Origin of the sequence: Rhodococcoides navarretei (assembly GCF_038069675.1) — a bacterium.
Lineage (GTDB): Bacteria > Actinomycetota > Actinomycetes > Mycobacteriales > Mycobacteriaceae > Rhodococcoides > Rhodococcoides navarretei.
Genome location: NZ_JBBPCN010000001.1, coordinates 1 through 19,842, shown reverse-complemented (window position 1 = coordinate 19,842; position 19,842 = coordinate 1). Strand labels below are relative to the sequence as shown.

The window sequence follows — 19,842 nt, the reverse complement described above, 5'->3', positions numbered from 1 at the left end:
CCATCCCGAGTGACCGGGCAGTTCACAACGGGCATCGAGACGGGTGCATCAGGACGGTTCGACAGGGGCTGTTGTGGAACAGTGAGGGTATGACGAGCACAACGAAGTCCGATCAGATTCGGTCGACCACCGGTACCGCAGGAGCGGAGCCTGCGGAACGACCGAGGCGAGCGGCTGCGTCTGCGCTGCTCGGCGCGGCCTCCGCCGCGAGCAAGGGCCCGGCCGGAGTCGGTCTGCTGCTGGCCAAGAAAGGCTACGGCCTGGCTCGCAAGCAAGCCGCCCAGAGACGGGCAGCCACCGCGGAGCACATCGCGCGCGCGAACCGCACCACAGCGTTGGTCACGGCCGAGTCGGGATCGCGTCGGACCCGAAAGTTCCTGCTCCTCGGTGCCGCGGCGGCCGTTGTGGGAGGCGCGGTGTTCCTTGTCGGTCGCCGTCGCAACGAGGTACCGCCACCTGCCGATGTTCCGCCGAGTCTGGCCGACTACGACGAAGCGTCGTCATAGATACAGAATTCTCTGCACCAGATCGAACAGGCCGGGCCTGGTCCGGATCACGGCCTCCTCGCTACGGTCGGCGACGACCAGTGCTGCGTTGTGAGCACTGGTCGTCCCATCGGTCAGATAGTCGCTGTGTCCGCGCGAGCCGATGAGTCCATCGGATCCGTCGGTGGCGAGAAGCGTGATGCCGTCCAGCACGCCCGGGTCACGGCCGAACGCACCGAGGTCGGCCACGATATCCGCGCCTGCCTCGGCTGCAAACACGTGCCCCGTCGGAAGCCGAAGATCCTCCACGCTGTGGGTGCCCAGTCCCGGTGATCCCAGAGCCACGAAGTCGTCGACCCCGGTGTCGTTCCGGAAAGCCGCTGCTGCAGTGAGGGATCCGTACGAGTGGGCCAGTACCGACAAGTGAGGATCGCTCGCGCGTGCGGCGTCGAGTCCGTCCAGAAACGGTGCCAGTCGATCGGCCCCGGCCCTGGCCGCCGCGCCGGACACCACCGTCCGGTCGGGATCGAGCATGCTCCACCCGAGCTGAGGGGCCTGGTAGTCGAGCCAGGTCACCGCGGCCGCAGTCTGCGACGTATCTCCCGGAAGTAGCTGTTGCACAGCTTGTTTCAAGTTCTCCATGTCTCCGTCGTACCGGAGCCCGTTTCCGTGCACGGTCGAGTCGAGGCCGGGTACGAAGACGGCCACATGGGTTGCCGTATCGACATCGCCTACCGCGACAGCTGCCATCGTTTCCTCGTACGAGGAATTGTCGAGCACCAGAAGCTGCCGTCCTCCCCGCTCCAAGGCCGCCTCGATTGCATCGAGCGACGCCAGCCGCGCTCGAGTCTGCTCCAAGCCGGCATCGGCGTCCGTGAACAAGCCGCCGAAGGTGTTGCCCTCCAGCTCTTTACGCAGTTCCAACTCGGTAGCACGCAGGCGAATGCGCTCGGCGACCAGCACCCGACGGTTCGCGCTGTCGCGGACACGTCCGGGCAGACCGTCCAGATTGCCGATCAGGGCGGGCTGCTCGACGAGCAGCCGGGTGCGCGCCGCGGGCGAGAGCGCGCTCCAGAAGGCGGCATTGGCAGCCGGTGTTGCAGCGTGTGGCACCGAAGCCGCAACCACGGTTGCGATTGCATCGGCCGAGGCTCGCCCGGCAAGGCGTCGGGCAAGGGCGTGGTCGAAGTCGGTCGCACTTCGCACCAGCTGCGAGATGCGGTCGGTCAATTCCTCGCAGCGGCGGCGTCGCTCTCGCCTCGTCGACCACAGGTCGGCCGACGCAACCGAGTACGACGCGGTGTCGGTCACCGTGCCGTCGGATGCGACGGTGAATCGCTCGTCCGTGGCCGCTTGCTCCACTGCGCGCAGGGCTGCAACCACACTCGCCATATCGATGGCGGCATCCGCGGTGCACGTCGCGATCCGGAGCAACTCGTCGGTGGCATTCGACAGTTCGAGTCGGATGCGTCCGAGTGCCTCCCGCGCCGCATCGGCCGCAGGGCCGCTCCACCCGTCGAACATGATCTCGTCTGTGGCCGAATCGTGCAGGCCGGTCATGTCGCGCCACCGACGCATGAGGTGCTCGGACACGGTAGCCAGCACGTGGCTGTCCCATGATCTGAATTGGTCGAGAGTGACCATCGCGTATCCCCCTGCAGCATCGTCGTTTCCGACGAGTCAACGCGAAGGGTGAACCGAAACGGGAAATCTATCCACAGCCTGTGGACAAAATCTGGGGATCAACGATGGGGAGTGCGGATGCTACTGCGCAATTCTGCGAACTGGGCCGCTGTAGCCGGCGTCGGGATCGGACTGCCGACTGGTTCTCGGTGGCCTGCTTCGCTTCGCCCGGTACAGATCGGCGTCTGCTGCGCGGTAGATCTCGCCCCAACGGCGATCCGCGGGCATGCACGCGAGGCCGACGCTCCATTCGGCGCGGTGTGCGCGACGCAATCTCTCGATGATCTGCCAGGCTTCCTTTTCCAGAACCCCCGGCATGAACAGCACGAATTCGTCGCCACCGAGCCGACCGAGCACGTCGCGTCTGGTCAGCTGGCCCTTCCAGGCTTTCGAGACCCTGGTGAGCAGAACGTCACCGGCGATGTGGCCGTACTCGTCGTTGATTTCCTTGAAGTTGTCCAGATCGAGTACGGCAAGGCTGACCGACAAGCCACGGGCAGCGCATGCCGGCAACATCTTGTCGATCTTGGACTCGAAGCCGAAGCGATTGAGCAGCCCTGTCAGCGCGTCGTGCGTCGCGGAGTAGCGCATTCGACGCGCGAACACACCGAATACCTCGGTCGCGCCGACGATTCCGAGAGCAACGAGGATGTAACTGATGAAGGGCGTACCGTACGGCGCGATCGCGGCACCGATGACTGCCGAAACAGCAAGCACTGCAACCCAAATGCCGGCATTGCGCTCGGACCAGAACGCACCGATGTGCATACCGAGAAACATGGCCGCCTGTACACAGATCAAGAACGCAGGCATGGTGTCGCTACTGCCCAGCGCGCACGCCAGGGCCACCACCGACAATGCAGTCGCGAATCCCACTGCGTGTTTGGGGCTCGGCACACCCGCCCTCGCCAGCACCACGATCGCCAGCGGGCCCAGCAGCAGCGCCAACGCCGCCAGAACCTGCTGGGCACCGGACAGGTTCGACCACGACGCAATGGCGCTGGCGGCGTAGAGAACCGTGGTGACTGCCGCGAACACCGCGAGCATGCGGCCAGACTCGTCGAACCTGAGCCTGCTCACCAGCCGATTCCAGCCACGCAAGGCCATGCCTCTGCCGGCTGCGGACAGGACACACAGAAGCGTGCCCCACCGCTCATCCGATACCCCCCAGGCACCATCGGCCCTCCCCACGCACTACGGCCATCGCCTCACATGACCCAACGATGCCCGGACTCTAACATCCCCGTGCCTCGACCACGACTCCGGACAGGGAAAGCGCAGCAGGTCAGGACGCCTTCTCGGCGCGCGCAGCCTCCCTGGCGAGGAGGCGGTCGCGTGACTCCTCGAACTTGGTTGCCTTGGCCGCCAGATCCTCCACGAACGCCGCCAGACGATCGCGATCGCGCTCGCCCTCACCGGTGAAATCGTTCCGCTCGAAAATCCTCCACTTACGCAACACCGGCATCAATACCTCGTCCAGATGCTGGCGGAGATCGTAGATCCCGTTCTTGGCCAGGATCATCGCGTTCTTACGGAAATTGGGCATGTTCAGGCCGGGCATCTGAAAGTCGGTAGCGACGTCGGTGATGGCGCGAACCATCTGATCCGGCACCAGATCCAGCGACGCCTCACCCAGGTTTCGGTAGAAGATCATGTGCAGGTTCTCATCCGCCGCCACCCGAGCCAGCATTCGATCGGCTACCGGATCCCCGCACGCCAATCCCGTGTTCCGGTGCGAGACCCGCGTCGCCAACTCCTGGAACGTCACGTACGCCACCGAATGCAAGAAGTTCGCGCCATCCATGGGTGCATCGACACCCACCGTCATGTGATGCATCCGAGCCCGCTCCAACTCCACAGGGTCGACCGCACGCGTCACCACCAGATAATCGCGCATCACGATGCCGTGACGGTTCTCCTCTGCCGTCCACCGCCCCACCCACGTGCCCCACGCACCGTCGAGCGAGAAATTATCCGCCAACCCCCGGTGATACGACGGCAGATTGTCCTCGGTGAGCAAGTTCGTGATCATCGCGGTGCGGGCCAACTCCGACAACGAGGATTGCTCGAGCGACCAGTCCTCCCCACCCATCGCCGCAAAGTTCCGACCCAGATCCCACGGAACGTAGTCATGGGGATGCCACTCCTTCGCCATCGACAGATGACGATTCAAATTGGCTTCCAGCGTGCCGTCGAGTTCGGTCAACAGCTCTTCGTGATCGAGAACGCGCGTCATTGGCCGGGGCTCCTTAGAAATCCGAAATGTCTGAAATCGCCGATCGATTCGAGACTGTGGCGAACACCTTCCGCCGAGATCGAACGACGGCACACCCCCCTGCGGTGCGCCGCCGCGATCACTCACATCGATTCGAGAACCGACGCTCTTGAACACCGACAACGCTATGGACCGACTCGTGCTTGCGAAACAGAACGATCGACTGTCTGGACATATGGGCGCCCAACCGGAGACCACCTTGGGTTCGATCACAACCATTCGGGTGAGCTCGCCCGCAGCCCTTGGGTACTCAATGGCACATCCGGTGGACTTTTCGGGGGTCAATGGCACATCGAGTGGACTCGGGGCGGGGCGGTGGGGCCGCAGGGGCCGGAGAAACGAAAAAGGACGCCCACCGAAGTGGACGTCCTGTTCTTTGTGGAGCCTAGGAGATTCGAACTCCTGACATCTGCCTTGCAAAGGCAGCGCTCTACCAACTGAGCTAAGGCCCCGGGTGTTGCCGTTAATCGTAGACGAACTTTACACGTCCACTCCGAGCGATTGTCACACGGTGGGGATGCTGTGCCAGACGCCGTCCGAGCTGCGTTGCGAGCGCACCTTCGATAGTGTCAGCACTGCGATCACCGCCGATGCGACGAGAAGAAGGATTTTCACGTCCCGCCTCTTTTCGTTCGTTCGGTGTGGGCCTAGGAGGACTTGAACCTCCGACCTCTTCCTTATCAGGGAAGCGCTCTAACCGCCTGAGCTATAGGCCCTCATCACTGATTCGGTCCGAAGAAAACCTATCCTCGAACCGAGGGATGAGATTACCGTATCGGGCCGCTGTCTTCCAAAACGGCCCGATACGGCTCTCGATGGTGCAGGTCAGTCGCGGTCTGCCAATGTCACTTCGACGCCACCCACCAGGTCCGAAGACAGGTTGTAGATGAAAGCACCGATGGTGGTGAGTGCGGTGAACAGTACGACATTGATCACACCGATCACTGCCGCGTAGCCGAACACCTGCCCCGCACTGACGAGACCGCCGTCGCCGGATTCGTTCACGATCTCGGTGAAGGCACTGTTGAGACGCTCCCAGACGCCCATGCCGTCGAGCACCGCGTACAGCAAACCGACGGCCACCATCCACACGAAGAACAGTGACACTGCGATCACCAGGGCGATCTTGAGTGTCGACCACGGATCGATCTTGCGAATCTGGATGGTCGCCCGCAGAGGATCACCGTCCGCGCTGGACACCGCGGTGATGGCCGTGGGTGCTGCGCGCTCGGACTGGGACGGCTCCGGATGCCGGACGGCGGACAGATCCGGCATGTCCTTCGCCAGATCCTTGCGTTCGATGTGCCGGGTCGGCCCGTCGATGACCGCGGCCTTCGACCGGGCTGCTTCCCGGCGTTCGGTCTTGTCCTCGGTCGACTCACGCTGGACGGGGTCGGCGGTCGTACGGGCAGCCCGCTCGGACTCCCCGGTCGGGGGTAGCGCAGCCCCGCGGCCGGACAGGTTGGTCTGCGGCTGATTCTGCGGCTGCTGCCGATCGTCTGCTCCCTGGGGAGCGGGACGCTGACCCGCACCTCGCTGCCACGGCGGAGTTCCCTGCTGGCCGTCGTTCTGCTGAGCGGGCATCGCTTGCGTCGCGGCCGGACCGGGCTGATCCTGCCCTCGACCGGAGTGCCGATCGGCTTCACCGGTAGCCGGACCCTCCGGTGCGCGCGACGCCTCGGTGGGCGCGGACGGCTGCGATCCCGAGGGCTGCGATCCCGAGGGCTGCGATCCCGAGGCCTGTGAGCCGGCCGGACGGGGAGGTGGACCGACAGGGTCCTGCCGTTGCGGAGGCTGGCCGTTTGCCGGCTGACCGTTGTGCGGCCGTCCGGAAGTCGGCTGACCCGAGGCGGGCTGCTTGTTGGGGGCCTGGGGCGGCTGACCCTGCCTGGGTGCGGGCGACCCCTGAGCACTCGACCCCGGAGCCTGCGAAGGCGGTCCCTGCGGTGCAGGCGGTCCCTGCGGTGCAGGCGGTCCCTGCGGTGCAGGCGGTCGCGGCGAAGGCGGGGGTCCCTGAGCCGGTCGGGCCGGACCGTTCGGCGCAGCCTGAGCCGGACGTGCCGGAGGGCGAGCACCACCCTGCGGGGCAGGTCCGCGGCCGGCTGCGGGCGCAGGACGAGCGGCCGGCTGCGGCCTGCTGCCCGGGCGAGCTCCCTCGGGCGGCGCGGGACGCGCGGGCTGCTCGGCCCGCGCGGAATCCCGGCTGTCCGGGCCACCGTTGGGGCCGGGCCTGCTACCAGGCCGGTTGGGAGTGCTCACTTACGACTCCTTCGCTGCATCGTCTTCGGTGCCCAGAGCATCCGGTTCGATCTCGTCGGCGTTGCGCGCGATCGCGAGCAATGTGTCGCCTTCACCGAGATTCATCAACCGCACGCCCTTGGTCTGTCGGCCGGCTTTCCGAACCTGCTTGGCAGCGGTCCGAATTACGCCACCACTCGACGTGATGGCGTACAGCTCGTCCTCGTCGTCGACGATGAGAGCTCCCACCAGCGTGCCACGCTTCGGGTCGTACTGGATTGTCAGCACTCCCTTTCCGCCACGACCCTGCTGGGGGTAGTCCTCCATCGCGGTGCGCTTGGAGTAGCCACCCGACGTAGCGACCAGCAAGAACTTGTTCTCGCTGACGACGTTGAGGGAGAGCAACGCGTCCTCGCCGTTGAATCGCATGCCCTGCACACCGGAGGTGGCGCGGCCCATCGGGCGCAGCACCTCGTCGGTCGCGGAGAACCGGATGGACTGGCCCTGCGCCGAGACCAACAGCAGATCGTCGTCCGAGGACGCGAGAACGGCCCCGACCAACTCGTCGTCGCCGCGCAGGTTGACCGCGACGATGCCGCCGCTGCGGTTGGAATCGAAGTCGGTCAGTCGCGACTTCTTGACGAGACCGCCCTTGGTGGCGAGCACCAGGTACGGAGCGTCCTCGTAGGTCTTGATCTGGATGACCTGGGCGATGCGTTCGTCCGGCTGGAAGGCGAGCAGGTTCGCGACGTGCTGACCGCGTGCGGTTCGGTTCGCCTCGGGCAGCTCGTAGGCCTTGGCCCGGTAGACGCGGCCCTTGGTGGTGAAGAACAGGATCCAGTCGTGCGTCGAGCAGACGAAGAACTTGCTGACGATGTCGTCCTGCTTGAGGCCCGCACCCATCACGCCCTTGCCGCCGCGCTTCTGCGAACGGTAGAGGTCGGTTCTGGTGCGCTTGGCGTAACCGGTCTCGGTGATCGTGACGACCACGTTCTCCCGCGCGATGAGATCCTCGTCGTTGACGTCCCCGTCGGCGGCGATGATGCGCGTACGACGGTCGTCGCCGAACTTCTCCACGATCTCGGCGAGCTCGTCACGCACGATCTGTCGCTGCCGCTCGGGCTTCGCCAGGATGTCCTGCAGGTCGGCGATCGTTCGTTCGAGTTCTGCCAACTCGTCGATGATCTTCTGACGCTCGAGTGCTGCGAGGCGTCGCAGCTGCATGTCGAGGATCGCCTGGGCCTGGATCTCGTCGATGTCGAGCAGGTCGATCAAGCCCTGCTTGGCGAGATCGACAGTCTGCGAGGCACGGATGAGCGCGATGACCTCGTCGAGAGCATCGAGTGCCTTGACCAGTCCGCGCAGAATGTGGGCGCGCTCTTCGGCCTTGCGCAGTCGATAGCGTGTGCGGCGGACGATCACGTCGAGTTGGTGAGTGACGTAGAACCTGATCATCTGGTCCAGGCGCAAGGTACGCGGAACGCCGTCGACGATCGAGAGCATGTTCGCACCGAAGCTCGTCTGCAGCTGCGAATGCTTGTAGAGGTTGTTGAGCACGACCTTCGCGACCGCGTCACGCTTGATCGTCACGACGATGCGCATACCGACACGATCGGAGGACTCGTCGTCGATCTTGGAGATCCCCGAGAGCTTGCCGTCTCGGACCTGCTCGGCGATGGAGGTGATCAGGTTGTCCGGGTTGACCTGGTACGGCAGCTCGGTGATCACGATCGTGGTGCGACCGTTGGCATCTTCCTCGATCTCGACGACGCCGCGCATGCGGATGGAGCCGCGACCGGTGGAGTACGCATCCTGGATACCCTGGCCACCGACGATGAGACCGTGCGTCGGGAAGTCGGGGCCCTTGACGCGTTCCATGCACGCCGCGAGCGTGGCTTCCTCGTCGGCCTCGAAGTTGTCCAGAGCCCAGAACACCGCGTCGCCCAGTTCACGCAGGTTGTGCGGGGGGATGTTGGTCGCCATACCCACGGCGATGCCGTTGGAGCCGTTCATCAACAGGTTCGGCACCCGCGACGGAAGTACCGTCGGCTCTTGGGTTTTGCCGTCGTAGTTGGGGATGAAGTCGACGGTTTCCTCGTCGATGTCCCGCAGCATCTCCATCGCGAGCGGAGTCAGCCGTGCCTCGGTGTAACGCATGGCTGCGGCACCGTCGTTGCCGCGGGAACCGAAGTTGCCCTGACCGTCGACCAGCGGGTATCGCATCGACCACGGCTGGGCCAGACGCACCAGCGCGTCGTAGATCGAGGTGTCGCCGTGGGGGTGGTAGTTACCCATCGTCTCGGCAACGGGGCGTGCGGATTTGACGTAGCTGCGGTCGGGCCGGAAGCCGGAGTCGTACATCGCGTACAGCACGCGGCGGTGCACCGGCTTGAGGCCGTCGCGGACCTCGGGCAGGGCGCGACCGACGATGACGCTCATGGCGTAGTCGATGTAGCTGCGCTGCATTTCCTGCTGGATGTCGACCGGATCGATCCGGTCGCCGCCCTCGGCGTTGGTGGTCGAACCCGGCGGGGGTCCTACCGGCGGTTCGGTGATGTCAGACATGCAAATCTCCTCGAGAAACGGTCACCTGCACGCACCGAGAGAACTCATCGATGCGTGCAGGGAAGTGACTAAACGTCAAGAAAGCGAACATCTTTCGCGTTGCGGGCGATGAAGCTACGACGCGCGGAGACGTCCTCGCCCATCAGAACGCTGAACAGTTCGTCGGCGGCCGCCGCGTCGTCCAGAGTCACCAGACGCAGGACGCGAACCGTCGGATCCATCGTGGTCTCCCACAGTTCCTTGGCGTTCATCTCGCCGAGGCCCTTGTAGCGCTGGACGCCGTCCTCGACGTTGATCTTGCGCTTGTTGGCGATTCCGGCCTCGAGCAGACCATCGCGCTCGCGGTCGGAGTAGGCGAAGTCCGGTTCGCCGCGACTCCACTTGAGCTTGTACAGCGGCGGCATGGCCAGATACACGTGACCGTGCTCGATCAGCGGACGCATGAAGCGGAACAACAGCGTCATCAGCAGGGTGGAGATGTGCTGGCCGTCGACGTCGGCGTCGGCCATCAGCACGATCTTGTGGTAGCGCAGCTTGGTGATGTCGAACTCGTCGTGGATACCGGTGCCGAACGCGGTGATGATCGACTGGACCTCGTTGTTCTTGAGGACGCGGTCGATGCGGGCCTTCTCGACGTTGATGATCTTTCCGCGCAGCGGGAGGATCGCCTGGAACATCGAGTCTCGCCCCGATTTGGCCGAACCGCCGGCGGAGTCGCCCTCCACGATGTAGATCTCGGACTTGCTCGGATCGTTCGAGCGGCAGTCGGCGAGCTTGCCGGGAAGGCCGCCGATATCGGTTGCACTCTTGCGGCGCACCAACTCTCGCGCCTTACGCGCAGCCATCCGGGCCTGCGCGGACGAGACCGCCTTGTTGATGATGGTCTTGGCGTCGGCCGGGTTCGATTCGAACCAGTGCGCCAGGTGCTCGTTGCATGCCTTCTGTACGAACGACCGAATCTCGGTGTTGCCGAGCTTGGTCTTGGTCTGGCCCTCGAACTGCGGCTCCCCGACCCGCACCGAGATGACCGCGGCCAGCCCCTCTCGGATGTCGTCGCCGGTGAGCTTGACGTCCTTCTCCTTGACCAGCTTCTTCTCGATCGCGTACTTGTTCACCGTGGACGTCAATGCGGTACGGAAGCCCTCTTCGTGGGTACCGCCCTCGTGCGTGTTGATCGTGTTGGCGAAGGTGTGCACCGATTCGGAGTAGCCGGCGTTCCACTGCATGGCGATCTCGACCTCGTGGCCCTCACCTTTTCCGGTGAAGCCGACGACGGAATTATGAATCGCGGTCTTGGTGCGGTTGATGTGCTTGACGAAGTCCACCAGGCCGTCGGGGTAGTGGTACGTCCGCTTGCGGACCTTGGCAGGCTTCGCAGCTGCGGCGTCGGCCTGCTCTTCCTCGGCAGTCTTGGGTGCCTCGGCGGTCTCGCCGAGTTCTTCCTCGGTCGCGTCGGTGGCCGCCACTCGCTCGTCGGTGAAGTTGATGGTCAGTCCCTTGTTCAGGAACGCCATCTCCTGCAGGCGGCGGTGCACGGTCTCGAAGCTGTAATCGAGAGTCTCGAAGATCTTGCCGTCCGCCCAGAAGCGCACGGTGGTACCGGTCTCCTTGGTATCGCCGACGGTCTCGAGAGGACTGGGCTTGGCGTAGTCGTAGGTCTGCTTGTAGCGATGACCGTCGCGGGCGATCTGCAGTTCGACCTTGGTGGAGAGCGCGTTCACCACCGAGATGCCGACGCCGTGCAGTCCACCGGACACCGCGTAGGAGTCGGAGTCGAACTTGCCGCCTGCGTGCAGCTGCGTCATGACGACCTCGACGGTGGGGACACCGGAGGAGTGCATGGCGACGGGAATTCCTCGCCCGTCGTCCTTGACCTCGACGCTGCCGTCCTCGTGGATGGTGACGTCGACGGTGGAGGCATAGCCGGCCATGGCCTCGTCGACGGAGTTGTCGACGACCTCCCAGATCAGGTGGTGCAGGCCTCGTTCACCGGTGGAACCGATGTACATACCGGGCCTCTTACGAACTGCTTCCAGGCCCTCGAGGACCGTGATGGAAGATGCGCCGTAATCCTTGCTGTTCTCACTGTTACCTGACTTCTGGGCAGCCACGGTTAGCTGGTTCTCCTTCTACGCGTCCACTACCCCGCTCACACCTGACGTAGGTGCTACCGCAGGGTCGGCACGGTCGTTTCGACCGTGCTCGGTCCATGCGTTTGTTCCGGGCTTGATGTCGTACCGGTCCATAGTACTGGGTGGCTGCGACAGCATGGGCTCGATGACACCCCTAAAAGGCCCCTGATTGCGCCACAGGCGCATTTTCTCGGTGCCGGACGACAAATATGAAGGGTGAAAGCAGCGGCACCACTACAGATCGAGCACGATCCGTTCGCCCTCGGAACGCGAGACGCAGATCAACATCTCCTGGCGCTGTTCCTCGGCAGTGAGCCGATTCTCCCGATGTTGCGGTGTTCCACTGAGCACTCGAACCCGACACGTTCCGCAGAACCCTTGCTGGCAGGAGTACGCCACATCGGGCCGCAGACGCCGAATGGCATGCAGGGCAGTCTCGTTCGGACCGACCGCGATGACCTCGCCGGAATCGACGAGCTGTACCTCGAATTCGGTGCCGTTCTTCACCGGCGGCGGCGAGAACCGCTCGAAGTGCAGATGTGTCGCGGGCAGCGAATCGAACGAGGCCCGAACCAGGTCGATCATCGGCGGAGGTCCACACACGTAGACCGATCCGCCGGGAGCCGCCGCTCCCAACAGATCCATGCTCGACGGCATGCCGTCCACGTCGTCGGTGCGCACGGTCACGCGATCGGCGTCCCAGCCCGCGATCTCGTCGAGGAACGGCATCGACTCACGCGAACGGCCGCAGTAGACGAGATGCCAGTCCATCCCCGTCTCACGGGCGCGACGCACCATCGAGATGATGGCGGTGATGCCGATTCCTCCGGCCACGAACACCGCATGTTCGGACTGCACGAACGGGAATCCGTTGCGCGGCCCGCGAATTGCGACTTCGCTTCCGATCCGAAGATCGTGCATCTCGCGAGAGCCACCACCGCCGTCGGGCACCAGACGTACTGCGATCGAGTACGAGTCGTCATCGGGCCGTCCACACAGCGAGTACTGCCGGCGGCGTCCCGACGGGAGGTAGAAGTCCAGGTGCATCCCCGGTGCCCACGCAGGCAACACAGAGCCGTCGGCCACGGCGAAGGTCAGTTGGACGACGTCCTCGTCGACACACAGAGGCTCTCGTGAGACCAACGTCAGCAGCTGGGTGCGTGCGACGGGCGGTGCAGCGAACGACGCGTCGTAATCGTCACCGTCGAGCAGCGCGAACCATTTGTCGAGCGCATCGGTCACCAGAGACACCGTCTGATCGGGCTCGTCGCGGCCGTACAGATTCTTCGGGATGGTGCGTCCCGTCCGGAACGAATCCACCATCTGTGCCATTGCGCCGAGCTTGCTCCGCAACGTGCGTTTGGTCATCGATCGGCGGACCGAGCTGCCGGTGAGGTGGCCAGATACCGCACTGCCTGCGCCGTCGACCCTTCCTGCGAAGGGTGGTATGTGCTCTTGAAGTAGCGCAACGACGCCTTCACCATCGACATCGGCGTCGGAAACAGGCCGGACTTCGCGACTTTCCTGAATTCTCGGAACGACGGCGTGCGCTCCTTGGGTGGCAGGTGCGCCAGCGTCGGGTCCTGGCTCATCAGGAAACGAACGCCACGGGTCCAGAACCACACGAGGGTGGGCGCGATGACGACGTACGTACGAATTCGGCGGGCGGGACGCACGTCGAAATATCGCATCACCTCGTAGGCCACCGACCGATGTTCGACCTCTTCGGCACCGTGCCACCGCAACAGATCCAACATGATCGGATCGACGTCGGCCTCGTCCAATTCCGACGCGTTCAGAACCCAATCGCCCAGGAACGCAGTCAGGTGCTCGGCGGCAGCGATCAGCGCCAGACGCTCGACCAGACTGTTCTGACCGTGGCCGGACCTGTTGCCGAGCGCCCGACCGAACAGGAACTTCATCTGGTCGACGTAGGGATCGACATCGATGCCGTGCGCCCGAAGCTGATCGTGGACTTCGGTGTGAGCCTGCGCATGCATGGCTTCCTGGCCGATGAACCCGATCACGTCGTCGCGCAGTTGGTCGTCGTGGATGAGAGGCAACGCCTCCTTGAACGTGCGCACGAACCACTCCTCGCCCTCGGGCAGAAGCAGGTGCATCACGTTGATCAAGTGCGTCGCGAGCGGGTTACCGTCCATGTAGTGCAGCGGTAGGGAGTTCCAGTCGAATTCCACGTTCCGGGCATGAAGGATGACTCGATCTTCGGGGGTTCCGTCGACGTCGACGGCCGCTGTCGATGTCTTCTTCGTTGGTGCAGACACAACTTCTCCTCGTCCGATGCGCGCAGAACAGTTACTTCGGTCCCCCGACCGTTGCGTGTCTGGAATCACGCTACGCACATGCATCGTGTCACAGCAACACTGACCCCAACATCTGTTGAGGATCACCTGGACCAGTTTGTTCGGAAAGCGATCGTTGGGACGTCTCACTATCCGTACGTATCGCGCGGACCTCGTCCGCGGACGTGACGCTCGCCCTTCCTCCAACTCTGCGTCGTCGGACCGGTGATCCGAAGGGACGTCACCACACCATGACCGACGGCGGCAGCGATCTTGGCCAGTATCTGCGACTGCATCAGCCTCAGTTGCGTCGCCCATGCCGTGGACTCGGCGGAAATACTCAGGACTCCGTCCTTGAGGCCGGTGGGGTCGGCGTGCGCCGCAATGTCCTCCCCGACGACGTGCGGCCACCGGCCCAGCACCGCTCCCTCGGATACCTTGGCCGACCATCCTCGCTTGGAGGCGATCGAATTCGCCAGCGCACCGAAAGCCTGCGGATCTCGGTCGTCGGGCCCTGCTCCCGACCATCCACGTCGACGACGCCCCCGCAGTGCTCGAACTCCGCCGGTCGGCGACGACCGTCCCTGCCCCACCGACTTGCCACTGGCTTTGGCCGCGGCCCGTGCGTCCTCCAATGCTCGACGCGCGAGGTCGACCCCTTTCAATTCGGGCTGCTCATCGGACGCGGGTGGGTTCGTCTCGTCGCTCATGACACCTCACCCTCCGACACCGACAGGTCGGTGATGGTCGAAATACGCCCGGCCGCACCGGAATCGACTTCCTGGCGAGCCTCCACGCCGTACCGTCTGGCGTCCAGCTCGGGTGGCACGTCCTCGGGAACCGCCGCGGTGATCAGTACCTGTTCCGCGTCGGCGGCCACTGCCGCCAACGCCGCGCGTCTCTTTCGATCGAGTTCGGCGAACACGTCGTCGAGCATCAGGACCGGGTCGGTCCCGTCCTCGCGCAGCAGCGCGAACGATCCGAGCCTGAGGGAGAGTGCATACGACCACGATTCACCGTGGCTGGCAAAGCCTTTCGTCGGTTGATCCCCCAACATCAGTTCCAGATCGTCCCGATGAGGACCGACTAGACACACCCCGCGTTCGATCTCCCGCTGTCGCATCACCGAAAGCTGATGCAGGAAAGCAGCTTCCAAGACATCGATATCGTCGTGTTCGGGCACCCGATCGGCATCGGAGAACTCCGGCGGCAACGCATCGGCGAGACTGCACCGGTAGGCAACGGACGCCAATCGCGATTCCGGCGCGATCGAACTGTAGGCCTGCTGCACGAAGGGCATCAGTTCGTGCACCAAACCTATTCTGGCAGCGAGCAATCGAGCTCCGTGTGCGGCGAGGTGACCATCCCAGACGTCGAGGGTGGCAAGCGCACTCGCGCCGTCGCCCGACGACGATCCGCGACGCAAGGATCCACTCGCCGTCTTCAGCAGTGCCGATCGTTGTCTCAGTACTTTGTCGTAATCGGCACGGACAGTGGCCATTCGAGGAAGACGGGTGGTGAGCAGCTCGTCGAGATAGCGTCGTCGTTCGCCGGGATCGCCGCGGACGAGCGAGAGATCCTCGGGCGCGAACAACACACTCTGCAGGACGCCCAGGATCTCGCGCGGACGCCGCAGCGGGGACCTGTTCATCCGAGCCTTGTTGGCCCTGCCGTCGAGAAGCTCCACATCGATGATCAATTCACGGCCGTGATTGACCACGGCACTGCCCACGAATGCCTTGGCAGCACCGGCCCGGATCATGGGAGCGTCCGACGACACACGGTGCGAGGACAGCGTCGACAGATAGTTCAATGATTCGAGCAGATTGGTCTTGCCGTGACCGTTCGGCCCCACGAACACGGTCGATCCCGGTCCAAGGTCGACGGTCACGTCGTCCCAGGATCGGAAATCGTGTAGCTGCAGAGACCGGACGAACACTTACTCGGTGTTCTTCGGCGCCGGGGCGCGCAGGGTCTCGTCGGCGTCGGCCTTCTTGACCGCGTGCCCGCCGAACTGATTGCGCAGAGCCGAGACAGCCTTCATGGCCGGCGAATCCTCCTGCCGCGAAGCAAATCTCGCGAACAACGCCGCGGAGATGACCGGTGCAGGCACAGCGTGCCTGATGGCTTCTTCGACGGTCCAGCGGCCCTCACCCGAATCCTCGGTGTACCCCGAGATCTCACTGAATTCCGGGTCCTGAGCCAGCGCTTCGACCAACAGATCGAGTAGCCACGACCGCACGACCGTGCCCTTGCTCCAGGCCCGCAGTACGCCCTGCACATCCTGTACGAGTTCCTCCGCTTCGAGGATCTCGTAGCCCTCGGCGTATGCCTGCATCAACCCGTATTCGATGCCGTTGTGCACCATCTTCGAGTAGTGACCGGCACCGACCGGACCGGCATGCACAAAACCGTCCGCACGCTCGCCTTCCGGACGCAACGCGTCGAAGATCGGCATCGCGCGGTCGACGTGCTCGTCCTGTCCGCCCACCATCAGGCCGTAGCCGTTCTTCAGACCCCAGACGCCACCGGATACGCCGGCATCGATGTACCCGATTCCCTTGGCGTCCAACAACTCTGCGTTCGGCTTGTCATCGGTGAATCGTGAGTTCCCGCCGTCGATGACCAGATCACCGGGCTCGAGCACATCCGCCAGACCGGTGACGGTATCGCGGGTTATCTTGCCGGACGGAACCATCACCCACACCACACGCGGAGCCGTCAACGACTCTGCCAGACCGGCCAACGACGGCGTATCCGTCACCTCCGGTCGGGGGTCGTAACCGATCACCTCATGGCCGTGCTCGCGCAGTCTCTCGCGCATGTTGAAGCCCATTTTTCCGAGACCGACCAAGCCCAGCTGCATGATGAGGTGTCCTTGTCTGTGTCAGGTGTAGATCCGGTAGAAGGTCAGTGGAGCAAGCGCAGCGACCGACCGATCGCTGCGAAGACCCGCAGGTTCCACAGTAGCCAGGCAGGATCAGCCCGGCAGCCTGACCGGCATCAACAAATACGTGTACTCCGACTGCGGCGCCGCGAACTTGCCTGCATCGTCGGCCACCAACTCCTCGTCGGACGTCGGACGCAGCACTGCGGGCCGGCTCGGGGTCGTGAACCCGAACGTGACCTTCTCGCTGTGCAGCGAAGACAGGCCGTCGATCAGATAGCCGGGATTGAAGGCGATGGTCAGCGCCTCGCCCTGGAAATCGGCAGGCAGTGCCTCCTCGGCTCGGCCTGCGTCGTCACCACCTGCAGACAGGAGCACACCGTCGGCGTTGAACTCGAGACGCACCTGCGCACCGCGCTCGGCCACGAGCGCCACACGCTTGATGGCCTCGACGAGCGACGCGATCTCGAGGGTGGCCACCGCGGTGTGTTCGGCAGGCAACAGCTGACGGAACTTCGGGAATTCGGCGTCGAGCAGTCGCGTGGTGGTGCGGCGCCCGTCGCTGACGATGCCGAGCAAGCCATCGCTACCGATCGACGAACCGGAACCGAGAGCGAGCTCGACCGGCGAGCCGGCGTTGCCGCCCAGGGTCTTGGCAGACTCCGAGAGGGTCTTGGCCGGGATGAGCACCGCTGTGGTGGTGTCGGCACCGGCCGGCGTCCAATCGACCTGACGGACGGCCAATCGAAAACGGTCGGTGGCCGCCAGAACGACATTGGTGCCGTCGATCTCGACGCGGATACCGGTCAGCATGGGCAGGGTGTCGTCCTTGCCCGCCGCAATGGCGACCTGGGCGATGGCTTCGGAGAACACGTCCCCGGCCAGAGAACCGGTCTGGCTGGGCAGCTCGGGCAGTTGCGGGTAGTCCTCGACGGGCATCGTGGGCAGCGAGAACTTGGCGCTGCCGCAGTTGATCAGAACGCGAGTTCCATCGACCGTGACGTCGACCGGCTTGTTCGGCAGCGACTTCGTGATATCGGCAAGTAGCTTGCCCGACACCAGAACTCGGCCTGCGGTGGCAACCTCGGCCGACACTTTCACCTGAGCGGAGACCTCGTAGTCGAATCCGGAGACCGTCAGACCCTGCTCGTCGGCGGCGAGGAGAACTCCACCGAGAACGGGCACGGGCGGTCGCGACGGCAGGCTACGGGCCACCCACGCGACGGAATCGGAAAAATCTTCACGAGCAACGCGAAACTTCAAACTTCCAAGCTCCATCGCTCGGCATTTCCTCTCGTTCGGTGGCGTTCGTCTTCACGGTCCGGCGAAGCAACCTCGATCGTTGCGGCTCGAACCGATGCAACGACGAGTCTGGCACATCCAGCGCAAGCACACCGTATGCCCTCCGAAGCGAAGACGAAAGCGCGAGCTTCGGCGCGAACGTGGGATTCGAGCCATCTCGGAGGGCCTGTGAACGGATCGTTCCCCAACACCTGTTTTCAAAGAAGTTCTTTCAAGGAGAAAACAGAAGTATTAATAGGTCCTGTGGAATCTGTGCACGGACCCATCGAAGCGCTGGTGGCCGAGCGTGGTGTCGTGGGGATGAACTCGGGACCAATGCGAGGTTGATGCTCGGCGCCCTGTGGACGAATCCCATCGGTGCACAGGCGCCCACACTCCATCCCCAGAACTTCGATGTTGTCCACATGGTTATCCACAGGTGTGAATCAATGGTCGGCGCCTCGAAAACTCGCGGAATCGGGGTCGAGAATCGGTCCGACGAACGACGGGAAAACAGCAACGGCACCGAATCCGCGATGGGATTCGGTGCCGTTGTCCGTGTTCGTCAGCGCTCGGTCGTCTACCGCTTCGAGCGCTGCTTGATCCGCGCGGTCAGCTCCTGGACCTGGTCGTACACCTTGCGACGCTCGGTCATCTCCTTGCGGATCTTCTTGTCCGCGTACATCACCGTCGTGTGGTCGCGACCGAACGTCTGGCCGATCTTGGGCAACGACAGGTCGGTGAGCTCGCGGCAGAGATACATCGCTATCTGCCTGGCCATGGCCAGTGCTCGCGCCTTGCCCGGCCCGCACAGGTCCTCGATGGACGTGTTGAAGTACTCCGCCGTGACGGCCATGATCGTGGCCGCATTGATCTCCAGACTCGACGAATCGGGGATCAGATCGCGCAGAACCACCTCGGCCAGAGTGAGGTCGAGTGCTTGCCCGTTGAGCGATGCGAAAGCCGTCACGCGAATGAGGGCGCCTTCGAGCTCACGGATATTGCGCTCGATTCGACTAGCGATGAGCTCGAGCACGTCGTGCGGCACATCGAGCCGGTCCATCCGAGCCTTCTTGCTCAGAATGGCGATACGCGTCTCGAGCTCGGGCGGCTGCACATCGGTGATCAGGCCCCACTCGAAGCGGGTACGAAGCCGCTCCTCGAGCGTGGCCAACTGCTTCGGTGGCCGGTCGGACGAGACGACGATCTGTTTGTTCGCGTTGTGCAAGGTGTTGAAGGTGTGGAAGAACTCCTCCTGGATGCCCTCCTTGCCCTCGATGAACTGGATGTCGTCGACGAGCAGCACGTCGGTCTCGCGGTAGCGGCGTTTGAACGCCACTTTGCGGTCGTCACGAAGACTGTTGATGAAGTCGTTGGTGAATTCCTCGGTCGAGACGTACTTGACGCGCATGCCCGGGAACAGACGCTGCGCGTAGTGACCGGCCGCGTGCAGGAGGTGAGTCTTGCCCAGGCCCGACGCCCCCCACACGAACAGCGGGTTGTACGCGCGAGCAGGTGCTTCGGCAATGGCCACCGCAGCGGCGTGTGCAAACCGATTGGAGGCGCCGATGACGAAGGTGTCGAAGGTGTACTTCGAGTTGAGGCTGTTCGCACCCGAGGACGGCGGCGTCGAATCGGGCGGTTTCGTGAAGTACGTCGGCCAGGAGTTCTGGACGCTGGCCAGTGCCTCGCGTTCGTCGTCGACCTCCTCGTAGTCGGCGGTCTCGGAGTCCGACGGCTCGTCGTCCCTGCTGGTCAGCACGCGGCGCCGGTAGGTCGGGGAACTTGGGGCATCGGGGTACGTCGAACGTTCGGAGTCGATCTTCTCGTCCTCGGGAGCGGAGATGCGCACTCCGAGTCCCTCGACACCCTGTCCCAGGTGACGCCCGAGGGCGCCGAGAATGGGTTCGCGAAGATCTCGTTCGATCGCTTCCTGGGCGAAGGTCGACGGAACTGCCAGGAGCGCGAACCCTTGAGTCAATGTCAGCGGTTTGAC

At 64.0% G+C, this 19,842-nt stretch carries 14 protein-coding genes and 2 tRNA genes; 1 reads left to right on the top strand and 15 read right to left on the bottom strand.

The features are described 5' to 3' along the window. Positions 1-89: 89 nt before the first annotated feature. On the top strand, positions 90-506 hold the full coding sequence (locus tag AABD04_RS00080; protein WP_341439760.1) for a hypothetical protein: 417 nt from the start codon (positions 90-92) through the stop codon (positions 504-506). Here AABD04_RS00080 and AABD04_RS00075 read toward each other — a convergent pair. The 15 genes from AABD04_RS00075 to dnaA all read right to left on the bottom strand — a co-directional run. After that, positions 501-2,129, bottom strand: a complete 1,629-nt coding sequence (locus AABD04_RS00075; RefSeq protein WP_341439759.1) for an alpha/beta hydrolase — start codon at positions 2,127-2,129, stop codon at positions 501-503. The genes AABD04_RS00080 and AABD04_RS00075 overlap by 6 nt on opposite strands. Positions 2,130-2,249: 120 nt before the next feature. After that, positions 2,250-3,248 carry a GGDEF domain-containing protein gene (locus AABD04_RS00070; protein WP_243595701.1) on the bottom strand — a complete coding sequence of 333 codons (999 nt, stop codon included), beginning with the start codon at positions 3,246-3,248 and terminating at the stop codon, positions 2,250-2,252. A 205-nt stretch (positions 3,249-3,453) separates the two neighbouring features. Beyond that, complete coding sequence (locus AABD04_RS00065; protein WP_243595700.1) at positions 3,454-4,404, bottom strand: acyl-ACP desaturase; 951 nt, start codon at positions 4,402-4,404, stop codon at positions 3,454-3,456. 418 nt (positions 4,405-4,822) lie between these two features. Continuing rightward, positions 4,823-4,895, bottom strand: a tRNA-Ala gene (locus AABD04_RS00060). Positions 4,896-5,085: 190 nt separating this feature from the next. Further along, positions 5,086-5,159 (bottom strand) — tRNA-Ile (locus tag AABD04_RS00055). A 109-nt stretch (positions 5,160-5,268) separates the two neighbouring features. Beyond that, on the bottom strand, positions 5,269-6,702 hold the full coding sequence (locus tag AABD04_RS00050) for a DUF3566 domain-containing protein (protein WP_341439758.1): 1,434 nt from the start codon (positions 6,700-6,702) through the stop codon (positions 5,269-5,271). Beyond that, positions 6,703-9,246, bottom strand: a complete 2,544-nt coding sequence (gene gyrA / locus AABD04_RS00045) for a DNA gyrase subunit A (RefSeq protein ID WP_335741124.1) — start codon at positions 9,244-9,246, stop codon at positions 6,703-6,705. It abuts the gene before it with no gap. 68 nt (positions 9,247-9,314) lie between these two features. Continuing rightward, positions 9,315-11,357, bottom strand: a complete 2,043-nt coding sequence (gyrB, locus tag AABD04_RS00040) for a DNA topoisomerase (ATP-hydrolyzing) subunit B (RefSeq protein WP_243595697.1) — start codon at positions 11,355-11,357, stop codon at positions 9,315-9,317. Positions 11,358-11,612: 255 nt separating this feature from the next. Continuing rightward, positions 11,613-12,710, bottom strand: a complete 1,098-nt coding sequence (locus tag AABD04_RS00035) for a PDR/VanB family oxidoreductase (RefSeq protein WP_423228195.1) — start codon at positions 12,708-12,710, stop codon at positions 11,613-11,615. 32 nt (positions 12,711-12,742) lie between these two features. Next, on the bottom strand, positions 12,743-13,660 hold the full coding sequence (locus AABD04_RS00030; protein ID WP_341439756.1) for a metal-dependent hydrolase: 918 nt from the start codon (positions 13,658-13,660) through the stop codon (positions 12,743-12,745). A 167-nt stretch (positions 13,661-13,827) separates the two neighbouring features. Then, the gene (locus AABD04_RS00025) at positions 13,828-14,388 is read right to left on the bottom strand and encodes a DUF721 family protein (protein WP_243595695.1); all 561 of its coding nucleotides are present in this window, start codon (positions 14,386-14,388) and stop codon (positions 13,828-13,830) included. Continuing rightward, positions 14,385-15,617 (bottom strand): DNA replication/repair protein RecF, encoded by a 1,233-nt coding sequence (gene recF / locus AABD04_RS00020; RefSeq protein WP_341439755.1) that lies wholly within the window; start codon positions 15,615-15,617, stop codon positions 14,385-14,387. Before recF ends, AABD04_RS00025 begins: the two co-directional genes overlap by 4 nt. After that, on the bottom strand, positions 15,618-16,544 hold the full coding sequence (gnd, locus tag AABD04_RS00015; RefSeq protein WP_243595693.1) for a phosphogluconate dehydrogenase (NAD(+)-dependent, decarboxylating): 927 nt from the start codon (positions 16,542-16,544) through the stop codon (positions 15,618-15,620). It lies immediately after the preceding gene. Positions 16,545-16,658: 114 nt separating this feature from the next. Further along, positions 16,659-17,843, bottom strand: a complete 1,185-nt coding sequence (gene dnaN, locus AABD04_RS00010; RefSeq protein WP_243595692.1) for a DNA polymerase III subunit beta — start codon at positions 17,841-17,843, stop codon at positions 16,659-16,661. A 583-nt stretch (positions 17,844-18,426) separates the two neighbouring features. Continuing rightward, positions 18,427-19,842: chromosomal replication initiator protein DnaA (gene dnaA, locus AABD04_RS00005; RefSeq protein ID WP_341439754.1), on the bottom strand; the 1,416-nt coding region annotated here is incomplete at its 5' end.

Bases quoted from the DNA above. Each gene is read 5' to 3' on its own strand.
- AABD04_RS00080 (WP_341439760.1), top strand. From the start codon at position 90: ATGACGAGCACAACGAAGTCCGATCAGATTCGGTCGACCACCGGTACC.
- AABD04_RS00075 (WP_341439759.1), bottom strand. From the start codon at position 2,129: ATGGTCACTCTCGACCAATTCAGATCATGGGACAGCCACGTGCTGGCT.
- AABD04_RS00065 (WP_243595700.1), bottom strand. From the start codon at position 4,404: ATGACGCGCGTTCTCGATCACGAAGAGCTGTTGACCGAACTCGACGGC.
- gyrA (WP_335741124.1), bottom strand. From the start codon at position 9,246: ATGTCTGACATCACCGAACCGCCGGTAGGACCCCCGCCGGGTTCGACC.
- AABD04_RS00035 (WP_423228195.1), bottom strand. From the start codon at position 12,710: ATGGCACAGATGGTGGATTCGTTCCGGACGGGACGCACCATCCCGAAG.
- AABD04_RS00025 (WP_243595695.1), bottom strand. From the start codon at position 14,388: ATGAGCGACGAGACGAACCCACCCGCGTCCGATGAGCAGCCCGAATTG.
- gnd (WP_243595693.1), bottom strand. From the start codon at position 16,544: ATGCAGCTGGGCTTGGTCGGTCTCGGAAAAATGGGCTTCAACATGCGC.
- dnaN (WP_243595692.1), bottom strand. From the start codon at position 17,843: ATGGAGCTTGGAAGTTTGAAGTTTCGCGTTGCTCGTGAAGATTTTTCC.